The organism is Caulobacter sp. FG7 (assembly GCF_057808875.1).
On record NZ_JBMDIW010000035.1, the window covers coordinates 12,868 to 30,444 of the forward strand.

Below are 17,577 nucleotides of genomic sequence, written 5' to 3' on the forward strand. Positions count from 1 at the left end.
CGTTCCCCCTGCCGGCTCGCACACGAGTTTGAAACAGGTGAGAAGGCTTGGCGAATAGACCTTGAAATCAACGCTTTCGCGGTGCAAACGGGCGGCGTCTCCCTCACTCTTCCGGTGGTTGGACGACGGCGCGGCCCGGCGGCGGCGCTCCCGTCGCCACAAGAAGGCGCAAGGCGGGAAGGGACGATGATCCGCGTACGCGGGGAATCATGTTGTCCTCTTCCTGATTTGCAGTAGGAGCCTTTTTCTCGCCTGCTCCTCCGGTCATTCGGCGGAATAGGCTCCGCACCGCGGTATCCACCGTGGTTTTTGACGTCTCGCCCCTTCTACCCCTCAGTCAGGGTTTTCGATGTTCTCTTCCCTCTTCGGCGTCATCTCGAACGACATCGCCATCGACCTGGGCACCGCCAACACCCTGATCTACCAGAAGGGCAAGGGCATCGTGCTGAACGAGCCGTCCGTCGTGGCGCTGCGCAACGTCGGCGGCCGCAAGGTCGTCCATGCCGTGGGCATCGAGGCCAAGCAGATGCTGGGCCGCACCCCGGGCCACATGGAAGCCATCCGCCCGATGCGCGACGGCGTCATCGCCGACTTCGAAGTCGCCGAGGAGATGATCAAGTATTTCATCCGCAAGGTTCACAACCGCAAGGGCTTCGTGAACCCGAAGGTGATCGTGTGCGTGCCGTCGGGCGCCACCGCCGTGGAACGCCGCGCCATCAACGACAGCTGCCTGAACGCCGGCGCCCGCCGCGTCGGCCTGATCGACGAGCCGATGGCCGCCGCCATCGGCGCGGGCCTGCCGATCCACGAGCCGACCGGCTCGATGGTCGTCGACATCGGCGGCGGCACCACCGAGGTGGCCGTGCTGTCGCTGTCGGGCATCGTCTATTCGCGCTCGGTCCGCGTCGGCGGCGACAAGATGGACGAGGCGATCATCAGCTACATGCGTCGCCACCATAACCTGCTGATCGGCGAGACGACCGCCGAACGCATCAAGAAGGAAATCGGCACCGCCCGCGCCCCGGCCGACGGCGAAGGCCTGTCGATCGACGTCAAGGGCCGCGACCTGATGCAGGGCGTGCCGCGCGAAGTCCGCATCTCGGAAAAGCAGGCCGCCGACGCCCTGGCCGAACCGGTCGGGCAGATCGTCGAAGCCGTGAAGGTGGCCCTGGAAGCCACCCCGCCGGAACTGGCCAGCGACATCGCCGACAAGGGCATCATGCTGACCGGCGGCGGCGCGCTGCTGCGCGGCCTGGACGCCGAGATCCGCGACCACACCGGCCTGCCGGTCACCGTGGCCGACGACCCGCTGTCGTGCGTGGCCCTGGGCTGCGGCAAGGTGCTCGAGCATCCCAAGTGGATGAAGGGCGTCCTGGAATCGACCCTCGCCTAAGCCCTGATACAATCCGCATCGGCGTCCGGCGGGCGCCAGGAGAATAGTTCGTGCCCTTTCGCGAAGGTCCGCTCGGCGACCTGAAAGTGCCGCTCACCTGGACCGCGGCCGTGGCGCTCATCGTCGCGGTCGTGATCGCGGTGGCCTTCCTCCTGGCCGACCGGCGCGAGACGCTGCAACAGCAAGCCTACGGCGTCACCCGCCAGACGGTCGACACGGTGTCCAAGCCGGTCAGCGGCGTCATCGCCGCGCCCGGCCGCTGGACCGGCGTCGGCGTCGACGCGGTGCGCAACTACTTCTTCGCCGGCTCCGAGAACGCGCGCCTGAAGGCCGAGCTCAAGGAGATGCGGACCTACCGCGACAAGTACCTGGCTCTCGTCGACGAGAACGAGCGCTACAAGTCGCTGCTGGGCCTGAAGACCGATCCGCCGATCCCGATGGTCGCCGCCCGCGTGGTGGCCGACAGCCGCGGCCCCTTCGCCAACACCCGCCTGGCCGACGCCGGCAAGGAAAAGGGCGTGGTCGTCGGCAATCCGGTGATGAACGAGCGTGGGCTCGTGGGCCGTATCGTCGGCGTCGCGCCCGGCGCCAGCCGCGTGCTGCTGCTGACCGACATCGCTTCGCGCACGCCGGTGATGATCGACCGCACCAATTCTCGCGCCATCCTGACCGGCGACGGCGGCCCCAACCCCAAGCTGGAGTACCTGCGCGGCTCCGAACCGATCCAGGCCGGCGACCGCGTCGTGACCTCGGGCGACGGCGGCGTGGTGCCGCGCGGCCTGCCGGTGGGCGCGGCCGTGAAGGGCCTGGACGGCCGCTGGCGCGTGGTCCTGTTCGCCGACAGCGCCTCGATCGACTACATCCGCATCCTGCTGTTCAAGGACTTCGCCCAGCTGGCCGACCAGCAGGCCCTGGCCGCGAAGGTGCTGCCGCCGGTGATCACCGAGAATCCCGAACAGTCGATCCTGGGTCCGGCCAGGCCGGCGACCCCGCCGCCTGCAGCCCCGGCGACGACGGCTCCGGCTGCGACGGGGGCCGCCCCCGCCGCGGCCCGGCCGACCACGCCCGCACCCAGGCCGGCGGCTTCGGGAGCCAGCGCTCCCGCGACCACCAGGCCGCCCGCGACCACGAGGCCCTCGACCACCAGCCCGGCGCCCGCGCCGGCCAGGACGCCGCAATGACCGGCGCCCGGCCCCTCAATCCGGGGCGCTGGCTGGGCGTCCCCATGCTGTTCGTGATCCTGGCGACGATCCTGTTCGCGGCGCCGATCCGCATGTGGGGCCTGCAGCTGCCCGAACCGATCTTCGCCATGGTCCCGGCCTTCGCCTGGGCGGTGATCCGGCCGTCGATCCTGGCGCCGTTCGCCCTGCTGCTGCTGGGCCTGTTCCTTGATACGTTCTGGGGCGGCCCCACGGGCCTGTGGGGCCTGTCGCTGCTGGTCGCCTACGCCTGCGTGCTGGCGGCGCGCAACATGCTGACCGGCCAGAGCCGGCCGATGCTGTGGGTCTGGTACGCCGGGGCCTGCGCGCTTTCGATGACGGCCGGCTTCCTGTTCACGATGATGGACAGCCTGGCCATGCCCAGCCTGGTGGCCGTGTTCTGGCAGTTCCTGGCCACGGCGCTGCTGTTCCCGTTCGCGCACCGGCTGATCGATCGCTTCGAAGACGCCGACGTCCGGTTCCGGTGAGGCGATGAGCGAACCGTCGATCTTCTTCTTCGAGGTCAACGAGCGGCAGGGGGTCTTCCACCGCCGCGCGTTCCTGCTCGGCGGCCTGGCGGGCGCGGGCCTCTTGACCCTGACCGGTCGCCTGGCCCAGCTGCAGCTGGTCGAGGCCCAGCGCTACCAGAAGCTTTCGGCCGGCAACCAGTTCAACTACCGCCTGGTGCCGCCGCCGCGCGGCCTGATCCTCGACCGCAACGGCGTGGCACTGGCCTCCAACCGTCCCAACTTCCGCCTGATGGTGATCAAGGAGAAGGGCATGGACGTCGAGGCCACCCTCGACGACCTAGCGACCCTGGTGCCGATCGACGGCACGCGGCGCGCCCGTCTCCTGAAAGAGATCAACAACGCCCCGCGTAAGGCGCCGGTGGTGGTGATGGAAGACATGACCTGGGAGGAGTTCTCCCGGATCAACATCCGCGCGCCCGAGCTGCCCAACATCAGCGCCGACATGGGCGAGGTGCGGGTCTATCCGTTCGGCGGCGCCTTCGCCCACGTCATCGGCTATGTCGCCAAGGTCTCCGATCGCGACGTCGAGGCGGCCAGGAAGGATCCGACCCAGGACCAGGAACTGCTGCACAACCCCGGCTTCCGCATCGGTCGCCAGGGCGTGGAGAAGGCCTTCGACCTGGACCTGCGCGGCCGGGCCGGCGCGATCAAGGCCGAGGTCGACGCGCAGGGCCGCGTGGTCAGCCTGGACCCGGCCGGCGACATTCCGGCCACGCCCGGCAAGGAAGTCCGCCTCACCCTCGACGCCGACATCCAGAACCGCGCCCTCGAGGTGATGGGCGAGGAAAGCGGCGCGATCGTCGTCATGGACATCCGCAACGGCGACCTGCTGGCGATGGTCTCGGCCCCCAGCTTCGACGCCAACCGGTTCGTCAAGGGCCTGTCGGGCGCCGAGTACCGGGCGCTGTCGGAGTACGAGCGCAAGCCGCTGCTCGACAAGGCGATGACCGGCACCTATCCGCCGGGCTCGACCTTCAAGCCGACGGTGGGCCTGGCGGCCCTGGCGGCCGGCATCGATCCGAACATCCGCATCAACTGCCCTGGCAGCTGGTACTACGGCGGCCGCACCTGGCGCTGCTGGCAGAAGGGCGGCCACGGCGCCCAGAACATGCACGACGCCATCAAGAACTCGTGCGACATTTATTTCTACCAGACGGCGCTGAAGATCGGCCCGGACGCCATCGCCACGGCCGCGCGCGGCATGGGCTTCGGCGAAATCTTCGACATCGGCATTCCCGGCCAGAAGAAGGGCATCGTCCCCGACCGCGAGTGGAAGAAGCGGGCCTTCAAGCGCAATCCGGCCAACCAGATCTGGTTTCCGGGCGAGACCCCCAGCTACGGCATCGGCCAGGGCGCGCTGAGCGTCAACGCCCTGCAACTGGCGGTGATGACCGCGCGCCTGGCCAACGGCCGCAAGGCCCTGAACCCGCGCCTGATCAAGTCGGTCGGCGGCGTCGAGCAGCCCAGCGGCGCCGATGTGCCCGACATGCCGTTCTCCAAGGAGCACCTCGACTACGTGCGTGGCGGCATGGCGGCCGTGGCCAACGACGTGCGCGGCACGGCCTATCGCCAGAGCCAGCTGGGTCTGGGCGACGTGCAGATGGCCGGCAAGACCGGCACGGCCCAGGTCCGCAGCTACGACAAGGCCAAGAGCCGCAACAGCGCCTCGGTGCAGTGGAAGCTCAAGGACCACAACCTGTTCGTGGCCTTCGCGCCCTATGACGACCCGCGCTACGCCGTGGCGGTGCTGGTCGAGCACGGGGGTCTGGGCGGCGCTACCGCCGGCGCCCCGCGCGCCCGCGAGGTGATGCGCGTGGCCCTGCTCAAGGATCCCGAGATCCGCGCCCGCATCGAGCGTCCCATGCCTCTGCCCGAGGCCCCGGTCGAGACCGCCGACGGCGTCGTCGAAGGCGCCGCGCCGGACGAGCCGGAGGAGGGTGCTCCGCCGCCCCCCGAGGCGACCCCGACGACCGGCCAGCCACCCCAGGGAGGCCACATATGACCCTCAGCGGCGGCCTGTCCCGGCCCGGCGAACGCGACCGGCCGATCATCAAGTTCATGGAGATCGACTGGACCTTCTGCCTGCTCCTGTGCCTGATCGCGGGCTCGGGGGCCTTGATGCTGTTCTCGATCGCGGGCGCCTCGTGGGAGCCCTGGGCCGACAAGCACCTGCTGCGCTTTGGCCTCTACTTCATCATGATGATCATCCTGGCCATGGTCGACCTGCGGGTCTGGTTCACCCTGGCCTATCCGGTCTACGGCGTGGGCCTGTTGCTGCTGGTGGCCGTGGAGGTGGTCGGCGACGTGTCGCTGGGCGCCCAGCGCTGGCTGTCGATCGGCGGCTTCCGATTCCAGCCGTCCGAGATCATGAAGATCGGCGTCGTGCTGGCCCTGGCCCGCTACTATCACGGCCTGTCGGCCGACAGCGCCCGGTTCTCCTGGCGGCTTCTCGTCCCGTTGGCGATGATCGGCGCGCCGGTGCTGCTGGTGGCCCACCAGCCCGACCTGGGCACCGCCATGCTGATCGCCATGACGGGCCTGGCTATCGTCGTGCTCGCCGGCCTGTCCTGGCGGGTGATCGCCACCGGCGTCATCGGGGCCCTGGTGGCCATCCCGCCCTTCGTGCTGTTCGTGCTGCACGACTACCAGCGCAAGCGGGTGCTGACCTTCCTCAACCCCGAGGCCGACCAGTCGGGCTCGGGCTACCACATCTACCAGTCGAAGATCGCCCTGGGCTCGGGCGGCCTCCTGGGCAAGGGCTTTGGCCTGGGCTCGCAGAGCCAGCTGAACTTCCTGCCCGAAAAGCAGACCGACTTCATCTTCGCCACCCTGGCCGAGGAGTTCGGCTTCGTCGGCTGCCTGTGGGTGCTGGCGCTGTACGGCGTGGTCATCTTCATGGCCCTGCGCATCGCCTCGATCAGCCACAGCCACTTCGGGCGGCTGGCGGCCTCGGGCGTGACGGCGACCTTCGCCCTCTACGTGCTGATCAACGGGGCCATGGTCATGGGCCTGGCGCCGGTGGTGGGCGTGCCCATGCCGATGCTGTCCTACGGCGGCACCGTGATGATGACGGTGATGATCGGCTTTGGCCTCGTCCAGGCCGTGCGCGTCCACCGCTACACCGAAGTCACCAGCGGCAAGGGCTCGCTGATGTAGTCGGCGCCGGCGCGCAACCTTCCTGTTTACGCGCGTCAATTTGAATGCCAGTCTCCCTCTACGCGTGAAAAGGGGGAGGGCGCATGAAGTTCTGGTTGATTGCTGGCGTTGCGGCGGCCGCCGCCGTCTGCCTGTCCGGCGCGGCCCAGGCGGGCACGCCCTATCCGGTGAAGATGAAGTGCCCCGTCGGCGGCGAGAGCTTCGTCTACACCGACACCATGTCCTACAGCACCTGGGGGCAACGGCCCGACGGCAAGCCTTACGGCAGCTGGGAGTTCCCGCGCCCGATCCCCGCCTGCCCCGGCAATGGTCTCGTCGTCTACAAGTCGTTCTCCAAGGCCGAACTCAAGGCGCTGCCGGCTCTGCTGGCCTCCGACGACTATCGGCGGATGGTCGAGGCGGACACCACCTACTACCGCGCCGCCTGGCTGGAGCGCGCCTTGAAGGGCGAGGGCGATCCGCTGTGGCTGATACTGCAGGCCAGCTGGCAGAGCGACGCCGAACCCGCGCGCAAGGCGCGCTATCAGCGGGCGTTCATCGCGGGCGCCGAAGCCTTGCCCGCCAAACCGAACGACCTGCAGTGGCTGGGCATGATGACCAAGGTGGTCAACGCGCGTCGTGAGCTGGGCGAGTTCGACGCAGCCAGGGCCGATCTGGCGCGGCTGGATGTCGACAAGCAATTGGCTGCTCTGCCTGCGCCGCCCGCGGAAGGGCAGGAGCCCCAGGAAATCGCCAACCGTCGGGGGATGCTCAATTTCCTGAACAGGCTCGGCAAGGCCGTCGACCGTGGCGACGCCAGCGCCGAACCGATCGACATGATCCCGCCCATGGCGGCCGCGCATCAGTGCGTGGAGCTGGAGGCCAAGGGACAGAGCCACGAGGTCTGCAAGTCCGAGCGCGTCGCCAAGTTCGTGGAGAGTCTCCGCGACGCGCGCAAGGGTCGCGAGGCGGCGGGAAGCTAAGCTTCCGCCGCCAGGGGCGCGGACCTCAGTCTATGCCCTCGACCAGTTCCCGCAGGTAGGCCACGTGGCCGCGGAAGGCCTTGGCGCCGTCCGCCGTCACCTTGGCGCGGGTCCGGGGACGCTTGCCGACGTGGTCCTTCAGGATCTCGACATAGCCGGCCTTCTCCAGCGCGGTCAGGTGGCTGCCCAGATTGCCGTCGGTGGCCTGGGTGACGGCCTTCAGGCGCGAGAACTCGGGCGGCTCGCCGTCGCGCTCGGCATAGAGGGCGGCCATGATCTTGAGGCGCAGGGGTTGGTGGATCAGGTCGTCGGCCTGGGCCATGCTCAGGCCCTCGCCAGCCAGACGCCGCTGACGAACAGCGCCACGCTGGCGCTGGCCATCCAGAAGGCGAGGATCTCGGGAAAGGCGTAGAACCCGACCAGGGTGAGCGCGAACATCACTGCGCCGATCCCCAGGTAGCGCCGGGCCACGAACACGCCGACGGCTGCGTAGATCGTCCCCACCATCAGGCCGGGAAAGGCCAGGTAGGCGTTGGGATCGGTGGGGCGCAGCACATAGAAGGTCGACATCACGAAGACGATGGCCACCGCCATGCCGCCGAGCATCTTCAACGAATTGCCGCCGGCCTTGGCGCCCGAGGCCCTGGCGGCCTTGTCGGCGGGGCGGGCCAGCAGGATCGAGCCGATCGCGCCCACCGTGTCGAGCACCAGCCAGGCCCAGCCCCATTGGTGCGAGGGCAACAGGCCCATGCCGAGATAGCCCAGCATCCAGATCACGCTCCACAGCATCAGGATCGGTCCGCCGATGCGGTAGCCGCGCAGGGTGGCGCCCCGGCGGGTGGTTTCCTGAATGTCGGCCAGCGCGGCGGCCGCTTCGTCCTTGGTCAGCACCATCACATCCTCCATGGAGCTTCAAAGCTCTCTGTATGGCAGAGTGATTGCGTTGATGAACTCTGTCAAGCAGAGTTCTCTGAGTGACGCCCTAGTGACCCGATGCCGCGACCAGCAGGCTGACGGCCAGCAACAACATCACCGCGCCGATGACGAGGTCGAGCACGCGCCAGGCGGCGGGGCGGGAAAACAGTGGGACAAGGAAGCGCGCGCCGAAGCCCAGGGCCGAGAACCAGGAGAAACTGGCCAAGGCCGCGCCGGCCATGAACAGCGGACGCTCGGCGGCGGGCAGGCTGGCGCCGACCGCGCCCATCAGCATCACCGTGTCGATATAGACGTGCGGGTTCAGGAAGGTGAAGGCGGCCGTGCCGGCCAGCGCCGCGCCCAGGGTGATGCTCGGCTGGTCGGCCAGGGCCAGCGCCTCGGGCTTGGCCGCCCGCCGCAGCGCGCCGACGCCGTACCAGGCCAGGAACGCCGCGCCGCCGAGGCTCAGCGCCAGCGACAGCCCCGGGATCAGCGCCAGCACCGCGCCCAGGCCGTTGACCCCGGCGATGATCAGCGTGGCGTCGGCCAGGGCGCAGAACAGCACGATCGGCAGAACGTGCTCGCGCTTCAGCCCCTGGCGCAGGACGAACATGTTCTGCGCGCCGATGGCGACGATCAGGCCGGCGGAGAGGGCGAAGCCTTTTGCAAAGGCGGGGAGGAGGGCGGTGCTCATGGCCGTCTTGATGACGGCGGCCGTGGCTGTAGTCTAACTAAGGATGCTAAATCAAAATTAGGCGAACTAATGCTGGACTATGCGTCCCTGGCCGCGGTGGCGGCGGTCGCGCGCGAGGGCGCCTTCGACAAGGCCGCCGCCGTGCTTGGCGTCACGCCCTCGGCCGTCTCCCAGCGGGTCAAGGCTCTGGAAGAGCGTCTTGGGGCGGTGCTGCTGACCCGTGGCCAGCCTTGCCGGCCCACCGCCATCGGCGCGCGCCTCTGCGCCCATGTCGAGCAGGTGCGGCTGCTGGAGGGCGACCTCGTCGCTGACCTGCCGCGACTGACCGACCTCGCCGAGGGGCCGGCCGTGGTCCGCATCGCCGTCAATGCCGACAGCGTCAGCACCTGGTTTCCGCTCGCCGCCGCGCGCTTCGCCGAAGAGACCGGGGCCATGCTCGACATCGTCATGGACGACGAGGCCCATACCGCCGACCGCTTACGCGACGGCGAGGTGCTGGCCGCCGTCACTGCCGATCCGGCGCCGGTGGTCGGCTGCAAGACCTATCCGCTGGGGGCGATCGAGTACGTGGCCACGGCCAGCCCCGCCTTCATGGCCAGGGTCTTTCCGGGCGGTTTCGGCGCCGAGCGCCTGCGCCATGCGCCGTTGCTGCGCTTCGACCGCCGCGACGGCTTGCAGGCGCGCTGGGCCCAGGAGGCGCTGGGCGTGCGTCCCGAGGGGCCGGTGCATTGGACCCCGGCCACGCAGGGCATGCTCGACATGAACCTGGCGGGCCTTGGCTGGGCGATGACGCCGCGCACGCTCGCGCAGCCCCATCTGGCCTCTGGACGGCTGGTCGAGCTGCCGCCGGGCCATGCCATCGCGGTGGCGCTCTATTGGCAGCGTTCGCGGTTGTCGGCGCGGCTGCTGGACCGGCTGACGGCGGCGGTTCGAACGACGGCGGGCGAGGCGCTGGCTTAGGCTACTTGCTCTTCAGCGCCCGCCCGGTGACGACGGCGCCCTGGCCGAACTTGCCGCGCAGGGCGTCGATGGCGGTCTCGCTCTTCAGGGCCCGGCGCTCGTCGCCGGCGAAGAAGTCGTCGGCCGCGCCGGTGGCGGGAACGAACTCGGTCAGGCCCGCCCCGATCAGGCGATAGGACCGGCCCGGCGGCTCGGCGGCCAGCAGTTCGCGCGCCACCTGGAACAGGGTCTGGGCCGTCTGGGTGGGCACGGGCAGGGTGCGCCGGCGGGTGTGGATCTTGAAGTCGGGGGTGCGCAGCTTCAGCGTCGCCACCCGGCCCGCCACCTCCTCGCGCCGCACCTGCCGGGCCACCTTCTCGCACAGGGGCCAGAGCTGGTCCTCCAGGTCCTCGCGGCGGAAGAGGTCGTCGTTGAAGGTGGTCTCGGCGCTGATCGTCTTGCGCACGCTGTCGGGGTCCACCGCCCGGGCGTCCTGGCCGTGAGCCAGGCGGTGCAGCCGCAGGCCGCCGGTTCCCAGCGCCTGGGCAAGGGTCTTGAGGTCGGCATTGGCGATGTCGCCGACGGTGCGCAGGCCAAGGCCCGCCAAGGTCGAGACCGTGGCTGGCCCCACGCCCGGCAGGATCGACACCGGCTTGGTCGCCAGGAAGGCCACCGCCTCGGTCGCGCCTATGGCCGAGAAGCCGCGCGGCTTGTCCAGTTCCGAGGCGATCTTGGCCAGGAACTTGTTGGGGGCGAGACCGATCGAGACGGTCAGGTTCTGCTCGGCCTCGATCTCCCGCTGCACCTTGGCCAGCATCACCGCCGGCGGCGCGCCGTGCAGGCGCTCGGTGCCGGCCAGGTCGATCCAGGCTTCGTCCAGCGACAGCGGCTGGACCAGCGGCGTCAGGTTCGACAGGCGCGCCATGATCAGGGCGCTCTCGTGCTTGTATTTGGCGAAGTCGGGCTTCACGACGACAGCGTCGGGGCACAGCTGCAGCGCCTTGAACATCGGCATCGCCGAGCGCGCGCCGCTCATCCGGGCGATGTAGCAGGCCGTGGTGACCACGCCGCGCTTGCCGCCGCCGACGATCACCGGTTTGTCGCGCAGGCTCGGATCGTCGCGCTTCTCGACCGAGGCGTAGAAGGCGTCGCAGTCCAGATGGGCCATCGAAAGCCGGCCCAGTTCCTCGTGGAAGACCGTGCGTGGCGAGCCGCACGAAGGGCAGCGCGGCGCCTTGCGATCGCCGGTCCACAGACAGTCGCGGCAGAGGGCTTTCATCTGGGAGCCTTCATCGCCCGTCGAGCGCCAGGGTCCCGCGGAGGGCGACCTTGAGGTCGGGCCACAGGTCGATGCGCGTGTGCCGGTCGGGCGCGCTGGGGGCGAGGGGGCGCAGGCGCTCGTCCGTCACCATCTGGAAGCGGCCCACGCTCGGCGCGTACTCGGCCACTGATTCGAGTTGCGGCAGCAGGTCGTCGATGAACACCGCCGGCTTTTCGACCCGTCCGGCCAGGTCGGCCGCCGACGGACCCTTGGGGCCGGAATTGATAATCAGCGGATAGTCGAAGCCGTGGGTCTTCAGCCACCGCGCGCGGGTCTGGCGGCCGTGCTCGGGGGCGTTGGTCAGAATCACCACATTGGCGTCCAGCGACAGGTCGGCCAGGGCGTCGGCCGCGCCCTCGGCGGGCTTGAGGTCCTCGCCGCCGTCGCGGAAGAAGTCGTTGAACAGGGCCCGGCCGGCGATCAGGTCCAGGTGCTCTGCCTCGCCCGGGCGATAGATGTTCTGGAACAGCGCGAAGCGGTCGACGCGCAGCTCGAAGCCGTGCCGGCCGATGAACGCGCCGAAGCCGGCCATGAACTGGGCCAGCACTTCGTCGACGTCCACTATGACGAGCGGACGGTGCGCATCCAGCGTGCAGGTCTTGAGGTCGAGAGAGCGGGCGTCCATTTGTGTGCGATCGGTCGTTGGAAACGCGATTAGCGCGGGCTTAAGGATATTCGTGCGATCTGAGGATGAAGAAGCGGCGCGAATCCCTCACGTGTCGCCACGGACCGTATGGTCGGGGTCAGGATGACGAAGAAGGTCCTCATCGTCGAGGATAACGAGCTGAACATGAAGCTGTTTCATGATCTGCTCGAGGCCCAGGGCTACGAGACCCTGCAGACCCGTGAAGGGCTGCAGGCGCTGTCGATCGCCCGTGAACATCGCCCTAACTTGATCCTCATGGACATCCAGCTGCCCGAGATTTCGGGCCTGGAAGTGACCAAGTGGCTCAAGGAGGACGACGATCTGTCACATATACCCGTGGTCGCTGTTACGGCATTTGCGATGAAGGGCGATGAAGAGCGGATTCGCGAGGGCGGCTGCGAGGCCTACATCTCGAAGCCGATCTCGGTGTCGCACTTTCTCGAAACCATCCGCCGGCTGCTGGAGAGGTAACAGGTCGTGAGCGCGCGAATCCTCGTCGTCGACGACATCGAGGCCAATGTGCGCCTGCTCGAGGCCAAGCTTTCGGCCGAGTATTATCAGGTCTCCTACGCCTATGACGGCCCGACGGCCCTGGCGAAGGCGGCCGAGGAACTGCCCGACATCATCCTGCTCGACGTGATGATGCCCGGCATGGACGGCTTCACCGTCTGCCGCAAGCTCAAGGAAGACGCCGCCACCCGCCATATCCCGGTGGTGCTGGTCACGGCCCTCGATGGCCGCGCCGACCGCATCCAGGGCCTGGAGGCGGGCGCCGCCGACTTCCTGACCAAACCCATCGACGACGTCATGCTGTTCGCCCGGGTGCGCAGCCTGACCCGCCTGAAGATGGTCATCGACGAACTGCGCCAGCGCGAGGCCTCGGGCCGTCGCATCGGCGTGATCGCCGGCGCCGCCGCCCGCCTGGACGGCATCGGCGGCCGGGTGCTGATCGTCGACGACAACGAGCGCCAGGCCCAGCGCGTGGCCTCCGAACTGGCGGTCGAGCACCGTCCGGTCATCGAGACCGATCTCGCCAAGGCCGAGATCAGCGCCGGCGGGCCGGTGGACCTCGTCATCGTCAACGCCGCCGCCCGCGGCTTCGACGGCCTGCGCTTCGCCGCGACCCTGCGTTCGAGCGAGCGCACGCGCCACCTGCCGATCCTGGCCGTGGTCGACCCCGACGACCGTCCGCGGATGGTCAAGGCGCTCGACATCGGCGTCAACGACGTGCTGCCGCGCCCGATCGACCCGCAGGAACTGGCCGCCCGTGTCCGCACCCAGGTGCGCCGCAAGCGCTACACCGACTATCTGCGCAACAACCTCGACCACTCGCTGGAGCTGGCGGTCACCGATCCGCTGACCGGCCTGCACAACCGCCGCTACATGACCGGCCAGCTGTCGGCCCTGGTCAACCGCGCCACCATGGGCGGCGACCCGGTCTCGGCCCTGCTGATCGACATCGACTACTTCAAGAAGATCAACGACGGCTTCGGTCACGACGTCGGCGACGAGGTGCTGCGCGAGTTCGCCCTGCGCCTGGCCTCGAACGTTCGGGCCATCGACCTGCCTTGCCGCTACGGCGGCGAGGAGTTCACGGTGATCATGCCCGACACCCAGCTGGCCGACGCCGTGCGCATCGCCGAGCGGATCCGCATGCACGTGGCCGGCTCGCCGTTCCGCGTGGCCGGCGGCCAGGAACTGCTGACGGTGACCATCTCGGTCGGCGTTTCGGCGACCATCGGCGCCGGCGACTCCCCCGAAGCCCTGCTCAAGCGCGCCGACAGCGGCGTCTACGAAGCCAAGGCCGCCGGCCGCAACGCCGTGGTCTGCAAGGCGGCCTGAGCGCCGCCTACTTCGCCACCTTGATCTCGAACAGCCACGGCCAGAACTTGCCCGTGACGAAGATCCTGTCCGCCTTGGCGTCGTAGGCGATGCCGTTCAGCACGTCGGCGCGGGCGGCTTCCTGCGGCGTCAGCAGGCCCGACAGGTCGAGCCGTCCGACCACCTTGCCGGTCTTGGGATCGATGCGGATGATCTGGTCGGTCTGCCAGACATTGGCCCAGACCTCGCCCCTGATGAACTCCAGCTCGTTGATCTGGTCGACGGGGCGACCATCGTCGGTCACCTTGACCCGGCCGGTTTCCTTCAGGGTCTTGGGATCCAGGAACCGCAGCTCGGCGGTGCCGTCGCTCATGATGATGCGGCGGTCGTCCTTGGTCAGGGCCCAGCCCTCGCCGGTGTAGCTGAAGGTCGACTTGACGGCGAAGGTCGCCCGGTCGCGCACGAAGCCGACGCCGTTCTGCCAGGTCAGCTGGATGATCTGGTCGCCCCAGTCGACGATGCCCTCGCCGAAATACTTCGGATCGAGGTCGGCCTGCTGCTGCACCGCGCCGGTCTCGAGATCGACCTTGCGCACCCACGAGCGGCCTTCCAGGCCCGTGCTCTCGTAGAGCTGTCCGTCGCGCACCAGAAGGCCCTCGGTGAAGGCCTGGCGGTCGTGGGGATAGGTGCGGACCACCTCGTAGCTCTGCACCGGCGCCGGCTGGGCGCAGGCGGGCAGGGCGGCCATGACGGAGAAGGCGAGGGCGAGGCGAACGATCACGCGATGAACCTATTCCAGGGACCGGAAAAACAAAAACGCCCGACGTTGCCGCCGGGCGTTTTCGAGAATCGTCGGTGCGACGAGGCGATCTTACTTGATCTTGCCTTCGCGGAATTCGACGTGCTTGCGCACGACCGGGTCGTACTTCTTCAGCACCATCTTCTCGGTCTTGGTGCGGGCGTTCTTCTTGGTGACGTAGAAGAAGCCGGTGTCCGCCGTCGAATTCAGGCGGATCTTGATCGAAGCCGGTTTGGCCATGGTCGTATCCCTGCGGTGGTCGCGCAGGTCTCCGCGCGGTCGAAATGAGAGGCGCGGAACATACGCATGAACGGGGCAAAGTCAATCGGCGCCGGAACATCGTTTGTACGGGAAGTCGACGGACCGCGCCTGGCCGCCGATTTCGCCCTCGATCCGGCCCAGAAGTCCGTCCGCGCCCTGGCTTTTGTAGATCACGCGCTGGGGAAAGTCGTGGCCGGGGTTCTCGAACACCAGCTCTCCGGTGGCGGCGCTCTTCAGCGGGAAGGCGGCGGCGGGCTGGCCGGACGGCATGGCGAAGAAGGTGAGTCGCCCGCCGCTCTCCTGGATTCGCGTGAACTCGTAGGTGCGCGCCTTGCCGTCCCGCACCGTGCGGCTCATGCCCAGCATCATCTCGCCGCCGGGAGCGAGCCACTGTTCCTCGACCACGCCGTTGGGGCGGTCCTGTCGCCAGCAGCCGGCCAGGAAGGCCGCCTGGTCGATGGCGGGGGCCGGGGCGGCCTGCAGCGCGAGGATGAGGGCGAGCATGGCGAAGGCTCCTTCGGAAGTGCAGATCATGGCCCGCAATCCTCGTCCTTCGACAAGCTCAGGATGAGGATTTCTACTGCGACGCTGGAATTCTTCCTCACCCTGAGCCCGTCGAAGGGCGAGGACGCTCCTAAAGCTCCGTCATCACGGCGTTGCCGCGCAGGAAGCGCATGAACGGCGCCGGGCGGCCCGGGTCCTTCAGGCGCAGCGCCGACTCGCGCAGCACCATGCGGGTGATGCTGGGCAGGTCGAGGTCGCGGGTCTCGTCGAAGGTCACCCAGGCGATCTCGTCCAGTTCGCCGCAGTCGGGTTGCGGTTCCAGGCTCAGCAGGGCGCTGGCCGGGGCCATGAAGAAACGGGCGTCGAACCGGCGCGGCCGATAGGGCGGGGTGATGGCCCGGGCCACGAAGGCCAGCGGCGACAGGTCGGGCAGGGCGCCCTGGGCCAGGAACGGCCGCCAGGCCCCGGCGCCGGGACGGGCCTGGGCGGGTTTGGCCAGCAGCAGGCCCGTCTCCTCGAAGGTTTCGCGCACGGCCGCCAGGGCCAGGGCCCGGGCTAGGCGCGCGGGCGAGGGATGGCGCGGCTCGGTCGTCAGGCGCGTGGCGACCTGGGGATCCAATTCGGTGGCCGAGGGCGCGCCATAGTCGCCGCGATCGACCCGGCCGCCCGGAAACACCCACTTGCTGGCCATGAAGGCGTGGCCGCGGTTTCGGCGACCCATCAGCACCCGGGGCGCGGGGCCGTCGTCGCGCACCACGATCAGGGTGGCGGCGTGGCGCGGCCGTATCACGCCGGAGGCGGGGTCCAGGGCTTCGCCATCGTCCTTTGAGTCGAAGGTTGGGGAGTCGAATGCGGGCTCGGTCATGGACGAAGCTTAGTCTTCGCGACGGTTCTGCAAAGCCGTTCCTTAGGTAAAGCGCCGCCGCTCTTGACCCGGGCCTGGGAACCGCCAAGCTCGCCGCAAAGTCTTCTCAAGGAGTCGGGAATGGGCGTGCGCGCGAAGGTTTCGGTACTGGCCCTGATGGCGGCGAGCGCCATGTCCGTCCCTGCGCTGGCCGCGCCGTCGGCCGCCAAGGTCGAGGCGGCGGCAAAGGCGGCCCAGCCCAAGGTGGTGGCCTGGCGGCGCGACGTCCACGAGCATCCGGAACTGGGCAACCAGGAAGTCCGCACCGCCGCCCTGGTGGCCAAGGAGCTGAAGGCCCTGGGCCTGGAGGTCCGCGAAGGCGTCGGCAAGACCGGCGTCGTGGGCGTGCTCAAGGGTGGCAAGCCCGGCAAGGTCGTGGCCCTGCGCGCCGACATGGACGCCCTGCCGGTGCTGGAAAAGACCGGCCTGCCGTTCGCCTCCAAGGCCACCGCCACCTGGGAAGGCAAGACGGTTCCGGTGATGCACGCCTGCGGCCACGACACCCACGTGGCCATGCTGCTGGGCGCAGCCACGGTGCTGGCCGGCATGAAGAACGACATCGCCGGCACGGTGGTGTTCGTCTTCCAGCCGGCCGAGGAGGGGCCCCAGGCCGGCGACGAAGGCGGCGCCAAGCTGATGATCGCCGATGGCGCGCTCGACAATCCCAAGGTCGACGCCATCTTCGGCGTCCATATCGGTCCCGGTGACGCCCACGCCTTGAACTATCGTCCCGAAGGCTTCTACGCCGGCGCCGATCGCCTGACGATCACCGTCAAGGGCAAGCAGACCCACGGCGCGCGTCCCTGGGCCGGCATCGACATGGCCAGCATCTCGGCCGACATCGTCCAGGCCCTGAACCAGATCGCAGCCCGCCAGATCGACGTCGGGACCTCGCCGACGGTGCTGACCATCGCCACCATCAACATGGGGGTGCGCAACAACATCATCCCCGAAGACCTGGTGATGAGCGGCACGCTGCGCACCTTCACGCCCGAGCGTAAAGCCGAGGTGATCGCCAAGACCCAGAAGGCCGTGGCCGCCATCGGCGACCGCTATGGCGCCAAGGCCGAGGCGGTGTTCACCCAGCCCTATCCGGTCACCTGGAACGACGCGGCCCTGTCGAAGTGGGTCAAGGCCTCGCTGGAAAAGGCCTCGCCCGGCAAGGTCGACGACCAGGCCGCCCTGGTCACCGGCGCCGAGGACTTTTCCCTCTACGGCCAGAAGGTCCCGGCGGTGTTCGTCCAGCTGGGCGGCCGCAAGGCCGACGTGCCGGCCGCCGGCGCCCCGGCCAACCACTCGCCTTACTTCGACATCGACGAGGCGGTGCTGGAGACAGGCGTGAAGGCCGAGGTGTTCATGGCGCTGGATTACCTGGCGAAGAAGTAAGGAAGACCCCCTCAGTCGCTCCGCGACAGCTGCCCCGGAGGGGGAGCATCTTCGCGCCTGCGCCAATAGATCCTCCCCCTCTGGGGGAGGTGGCCCGGAGGGCCGGAGGGGGTTTTGCGGCGCCCCCTCGCATTTTTTGGGAAAGCG

Annotated in this window: 19 protein-coding genes and 1 pseudogene; 11 read left to right on the forward strand and 9 right to left on the reverse strand. The window is 68.8% G+C overall.

Annotated elements, in window-relative coordinates; genetic code table 11:
* Positions 1-349: 349 nt before the first annotated feature.
* The 6 genes from ACODR1_RS21920 (at position 350) to ACODR1_RS21945 (ending at position 7,240) form a co-directional block, all read left to right on the forward strand.
* A complete protein-coding gene (locus tag ACODR1_RS21920; protein ID WP_010919417.1) occupies positions 350-1,393 on the forward strand; it encodes a rod shape-determining protein in 1,044 nt (347 codons plus the stop codon).
* A 50-nt stretch (positions 1,394-1,443) separates the two neighbouring features.
* On the forward strand, positions 1,444-2,574 hold the full coding sequence (gene mreC / locus ACODR1_RS21925) for a rod shape-determining protein MreC (RefSeq protein WP_488882330.1): 1,131 nt from the start codon (positions 1,444-1,446) through the stop codon (positions 2,572-2,574).
* Positions 2,571-3,080, forward strand: coding sequence for a hypothetical protein (locus ACODR1_RS21930; RefSeq protein WP_488882331.1), 510 nt, complete (start codon positions 2,571-2,573; stop codon positions 3,078-3,080). The genes mreC and ACODR1_RS21930 overlap by 4 nt, the downstream gene beginning before the upstream one ends.
* A 4-nt stretch (positions 3,081-3,084) precedes the next feature.
* A complete protein-coding gene (mrdA, locus tag ACODR1_RS21935; protein WP_488882332.1) occupies positions 3,085-5,124 on the forward strand; it encodes a penicillin-binding protein 2 in 2,040 nt (679 codons plus the stop codon).
* Positions 5,121-6,278, forward strand: a complete 1,158-nt coding sequence (rodA, locus tag ACODR1_RS21940) for a rod shape-determining protein RodA (protein ID WP_101716519.1) — start codon at positions 5,121-5,123, stop codon at positions 6,276-6,278. Before mrdA ends, rodA begins: the two co-directional genes overlap by 4 nt.
* Positions 6,279-6,361: 83 nt before the next feature.
* Positions 6,362-7,240 carry a hypothetical protein gene (locus tag ACODR1_RS21945; protein WP_488882333.1) on the forward strand — a complete coding sequence of 293 codons (879 nt, stop codon included), beginning with the start codon at positions 6,362-6,364 and terminating at the stop codon, positions 7,238-7,240.
* A gap of 25 nt (positions 7,241-7,265) precedes the next feature.
* Here the strand turns inward: ACODR1_RS21945 and ACODR1_RS21950 are convergent, their stop codons facing one another.
* From ACODR1_RS21950 to ACODR1_RS21960, 3 genes are all read right to left on the reverse strand, one after another.
* Positions 7,266-7,562, reverse strand: coding sequence for a winged helix-turn-helix domain-containing protein (locus tag ACODR1_RS21950; RefSeq protein ID WP_488882334.1), 297 nt, complete (start codon positions 7,560-7,562; stop codon positions 7,266-7,268).
* A 2-nt stretch (positions 7,563-7,564) separates the two neighbouring features.
* Complete coding sequence (locus ACODR1_RS21955; RefSeq protein ID WP_488882335.1) at positions 7,565-8,134, reverse strand: hypothetical protein; 570 nt, start codon at positions 8,132-8,134, stop codon at positions 7,565-7,567.
* A gap of 88 nt (positions 8,135-8,222) precedes the next feature.
* Positions 8,223-8,849: a LysE/ArgO family amino acid transporter gene (locus ACODR1_RS21960; protein WP_488882336.1), complete on the reverse strand. Its 627-nt coding sequence runs from the start codon at positions 8,847-8,849 to the stop codon at positions 8,223-8,225.
* Between the two features lie 69 nt (positions 8,850-8,918).
* Between ACODR1_RS21960 and ACODR1_RS21965 the strand changes: the two genes are divergently transcribed.
* Complete coding sequence (locus ACODR1_RS21965) at positions 8,919-9,809, forward strand: LysR family transcriptional regulator ArgP (protein ID WP_488882337.1); 891 nt, start codon at positions 8,919-8,921, stop codon at positions 9,807-9,809.
* A gap of 1 nt (position 9,810) precedes the next feature.
* On the opposite strand, the gene ACODR1_RS21970 is transcribed toward ACODR1_RS21965, so the two are convergent.
* Positions 9,811-11,067, reverse strand: a complete 1,257-nt coding sequence (locus ACODR1_RS21970) for a DNA polymerase IV (protein ID WP_488882338.1) — start codon at positions 11,065-11,067, stop codon at positions 9,811-9,813.
* A gap of 10 nt (positions 11,068-11,077) precedes the next feature.
* Complete coding sequence (locus ACODR1_RS21975; RefSeq protein ID WP_488882339.1) at positions 11,078-11,734, reverse strand: hypothetical protein; 657 nt, start codon at positions 11,732-11,734, stop codon at positions 11,078-11,080.
* Positions 11,735-11,857: 123 nt separating this feature from the next.
* Between ACODR1_RS21975 and divK the strand changes: the two genes are divergently transcribed.
* On the forward strand, positions 11,858-12,226 hold the full coding sequence (gene divK / locus ACODR1_RS21980; RefSeq protein ID WP_058348522.1) for a cell-cycle response regulator DivK: 369 nt from the start codon (positions 11,858-11,860) through the stop codon (positions 12,224-12,226).
* Between the two features lie 6 nt (positions 12,227-12,232).
* Positions 12,233-13,597 carry a PleD family two-component system response regulator gene (locus tag ACODR1_RS21985; protein WP_488882340.1) on the forward strand — a complete coding sequence of 455 codons (1,365 nt, stop codon included), beginning with the start codon at positions 12,233-12,235 and terminating at the stop codon, positions 13,595-13,597.
* A gap of 7 nt (positions 13,598-13,604) precedes the next feature.
* Here the strand turns inward: ACODR1_RS21985 and ACODR1_RS21990 are convergent, their stop codons facing one another.
* The 3 genes from ACODR1_RS21990 to ACODR1_RS22000 all read right to left on the reverse strand — a co-directional run bounded on the left by ACODR1_RS21990 (position 13,605) and on the right by ACODR1_RS22000 (position 15,140).
* A complete protein-coding gene (locus ACODR1_RS21990; RefSeq protein WP_488882341.1) occupies positions 13,605-14,357 on the reverse strand; it encodes a glutaminyl-peptide cyclotransferase in 753 nt (250 codons plus the stop codon).
* Positions 14,358-14,447: 90 nt separating this feature from the next.
* Positions 14,448-14,615 carry a 50S ribosomal protein L33 gene (rpmG, locus tag ACODR1_RS21995; RefSeq protein ID WP_004620056.1) on the reverse strand — a complete coding sequence of 56 codons (168 nt, stop codon included), beginning with the start codon at positions 14,613-14,615 and terminating at the stop codon, positions 14,448-14,450.
* A gap of 81 nt (positions 14,616-14,696) precedes the next feature.
* The gene (locus ACODR1_RS22000; protein WP_488882342.1) at positions 14,697-15,140 is read right to left on the reverse strand and encodes a DUF6265 family protein; all 444 of its coding nucleotides are present in this window, start codon (positions 15,138-15,140) and stop codon (positions 14,697-14,699) included.
* 38 nt (positions 15,141-15,178) lie between these two features.
* Here ACODR1_RS22000 and ACODR1_RS22005 point away from each other — a divergent pair.
* Positions 15,179-15,268: pseudogene (locus ACODR1_RS22005) on the forward strand (hypothetical protein); the annotation flags it as partial.
* Positions 15,269-15,270: 2 nt separating this feature from the next.
* On the opposite strand, the gene ACODR1_RS22010 reads toward ACODR1_RS22005, so the two are convergent.
* On the reverse strand, positions 15,271-16,005 hold the full coding sequence (locus ACODR1_RS22010; protein ID WP_488882343.1) for an NUDIX hydrolase: 735 nt from the start codon (positions 16,003-16,005) through the stop codon (positions 15,271-15,273).
* 120 nt (positions 16,006-16,125) lie between these two features.
* On the opposite strand from ACODR1_RS22010, the gene ACODR1_RS22015 reads away from it, so the two are divergent.
* Positions 16,126-17,430, forward strand: coding sequence for an amidohydrolase (locus ACODR1_RS22015; protein ID WP_420808144.1), 1,305 nt, complete (start codon positions 16,126-16,128; stop codon positions 17,428-17,430).
* The last annotated feature ends 147 nt before the right edge of the window (positions 17,431-17,577 follow it).

Excerpts from the sequence above, each read along its gene's own strand:
- ACODR1_RS21920 (WP_010919417.1), top strand. The coding sequence starts at position 350 with ATGTTCTCTTCCCTCTTCGGCGTCATCTCGAACGACATCGCCATCGAC.
- ACODR1_RS21930 (WP_488882331.1), top strand. The coding sequence starts at position 2,571 with ATGACCGGCGCCCGGCCCCTCAATCCGGGGCGCTGGCTGGGCGTCCCC.
- mrdA (WP_488882332.1), top strand. The coding sequence starts at position 3,085 with ATGAGCGAACCGTCGATCTTCTTCTTCGAGGTCAACGAGCGGCAGGGG.
- rodA (WP_101716519.1), top strand. The coding sequence starts at position 5,121 with ATGACCCTCAGCGGCGGCCTGTCCCGGCCCGGCGAACGCGACCGGCCG.
- ACODR1_RS21945 (WP_488882333.1), top strand. The coding sequence starts at position 6,362 with ATGAAGTTCTGGTTGATTGCTGGCGTTGCGGCGGCCGCCGCCGTCTGC.
- ACODR1_RS21950 (WP_488882334.1), bottom strand. The coding sequence starts at position 7,562 with ATGGCCCAGGCCGACGACCTGATCCACCAACCCCTGCGCCTCAAGATC.
- ACODR1_RS21955 (WP_488882335.1), bottom strand. The coding sequence starts at position 8,134 with ATGGTGCTGACCAAGGACGAAGCGGCCGCCGCGCTGGCCGACATTCAG.
- ACODR1_RS21960 (WP_488882336.1), bottom strand. The coding sequence starts at position 8,849 with ATGAGCACCGCCCTCCTCCCCGCCTTTGCAAAAGGCTTCGCCCTCTCC.
- ACODR1_RS21965 (WP_488882337.1), top strand. The coding sequence starts at position 8,919 with ATGCTGGACTATGCGTCCCTGGCCGCGGTGGCGGCGGTCGCGCGCGAG.
- ACODR1_RS21970 (WP_488882338.1), bottom strand. The coding sequence starts at position 11,067 with ATGAAAGCCCTCTGCCGCGACTGTCTGTGGACCGGCGATCGCAAGGCG.
- ACODR1_RS21975 (WP_488882339.1), bottom strand. The coding sequence starts at position 11,734 with ATGGACGCCCGCTCTCTCGACCTCAAGACCTGCACGCTGGATGCGCAC.
- divK (WP_058348522.1), top strand. The coding sequence starts at position 11,858 with ATGACGAAGAAGGTCCTCATCGTCGAGGATAACGAGCTGAACATGAAG.
- rpmG (WP_004620056.1), bottom strand. The coding sequence starts at position 14,615 with ATGGCCAAACCGGCTTCGATCAAGATCCGCCTGAATTCGACGGCGGAC.
- ACODR1_RS22000 (WP_488882342.1), bottom strand. The coding sequence starts at position 15,140 with ATGCTCGCCCTCATCCTCGCGCTGCAGGCCGCCCCGGCCCCCGCCATC.
- ACODR1_RS22010 (WP_488882343.1), bottom strand. The coding sequence starts at position 16,005 with ATGACCGAGCCCGCATTCGACTCCCCAACCTTCGACTCAAAGGACGAT.
- ACODR1_RS22015 (WP_420808144.1), top strand. The coding sequence starts at position 16,126 with ATGGGCGTGCGCGCGAAGGTTTCGGTACTGGCCCTGATGGCGGCGAGC.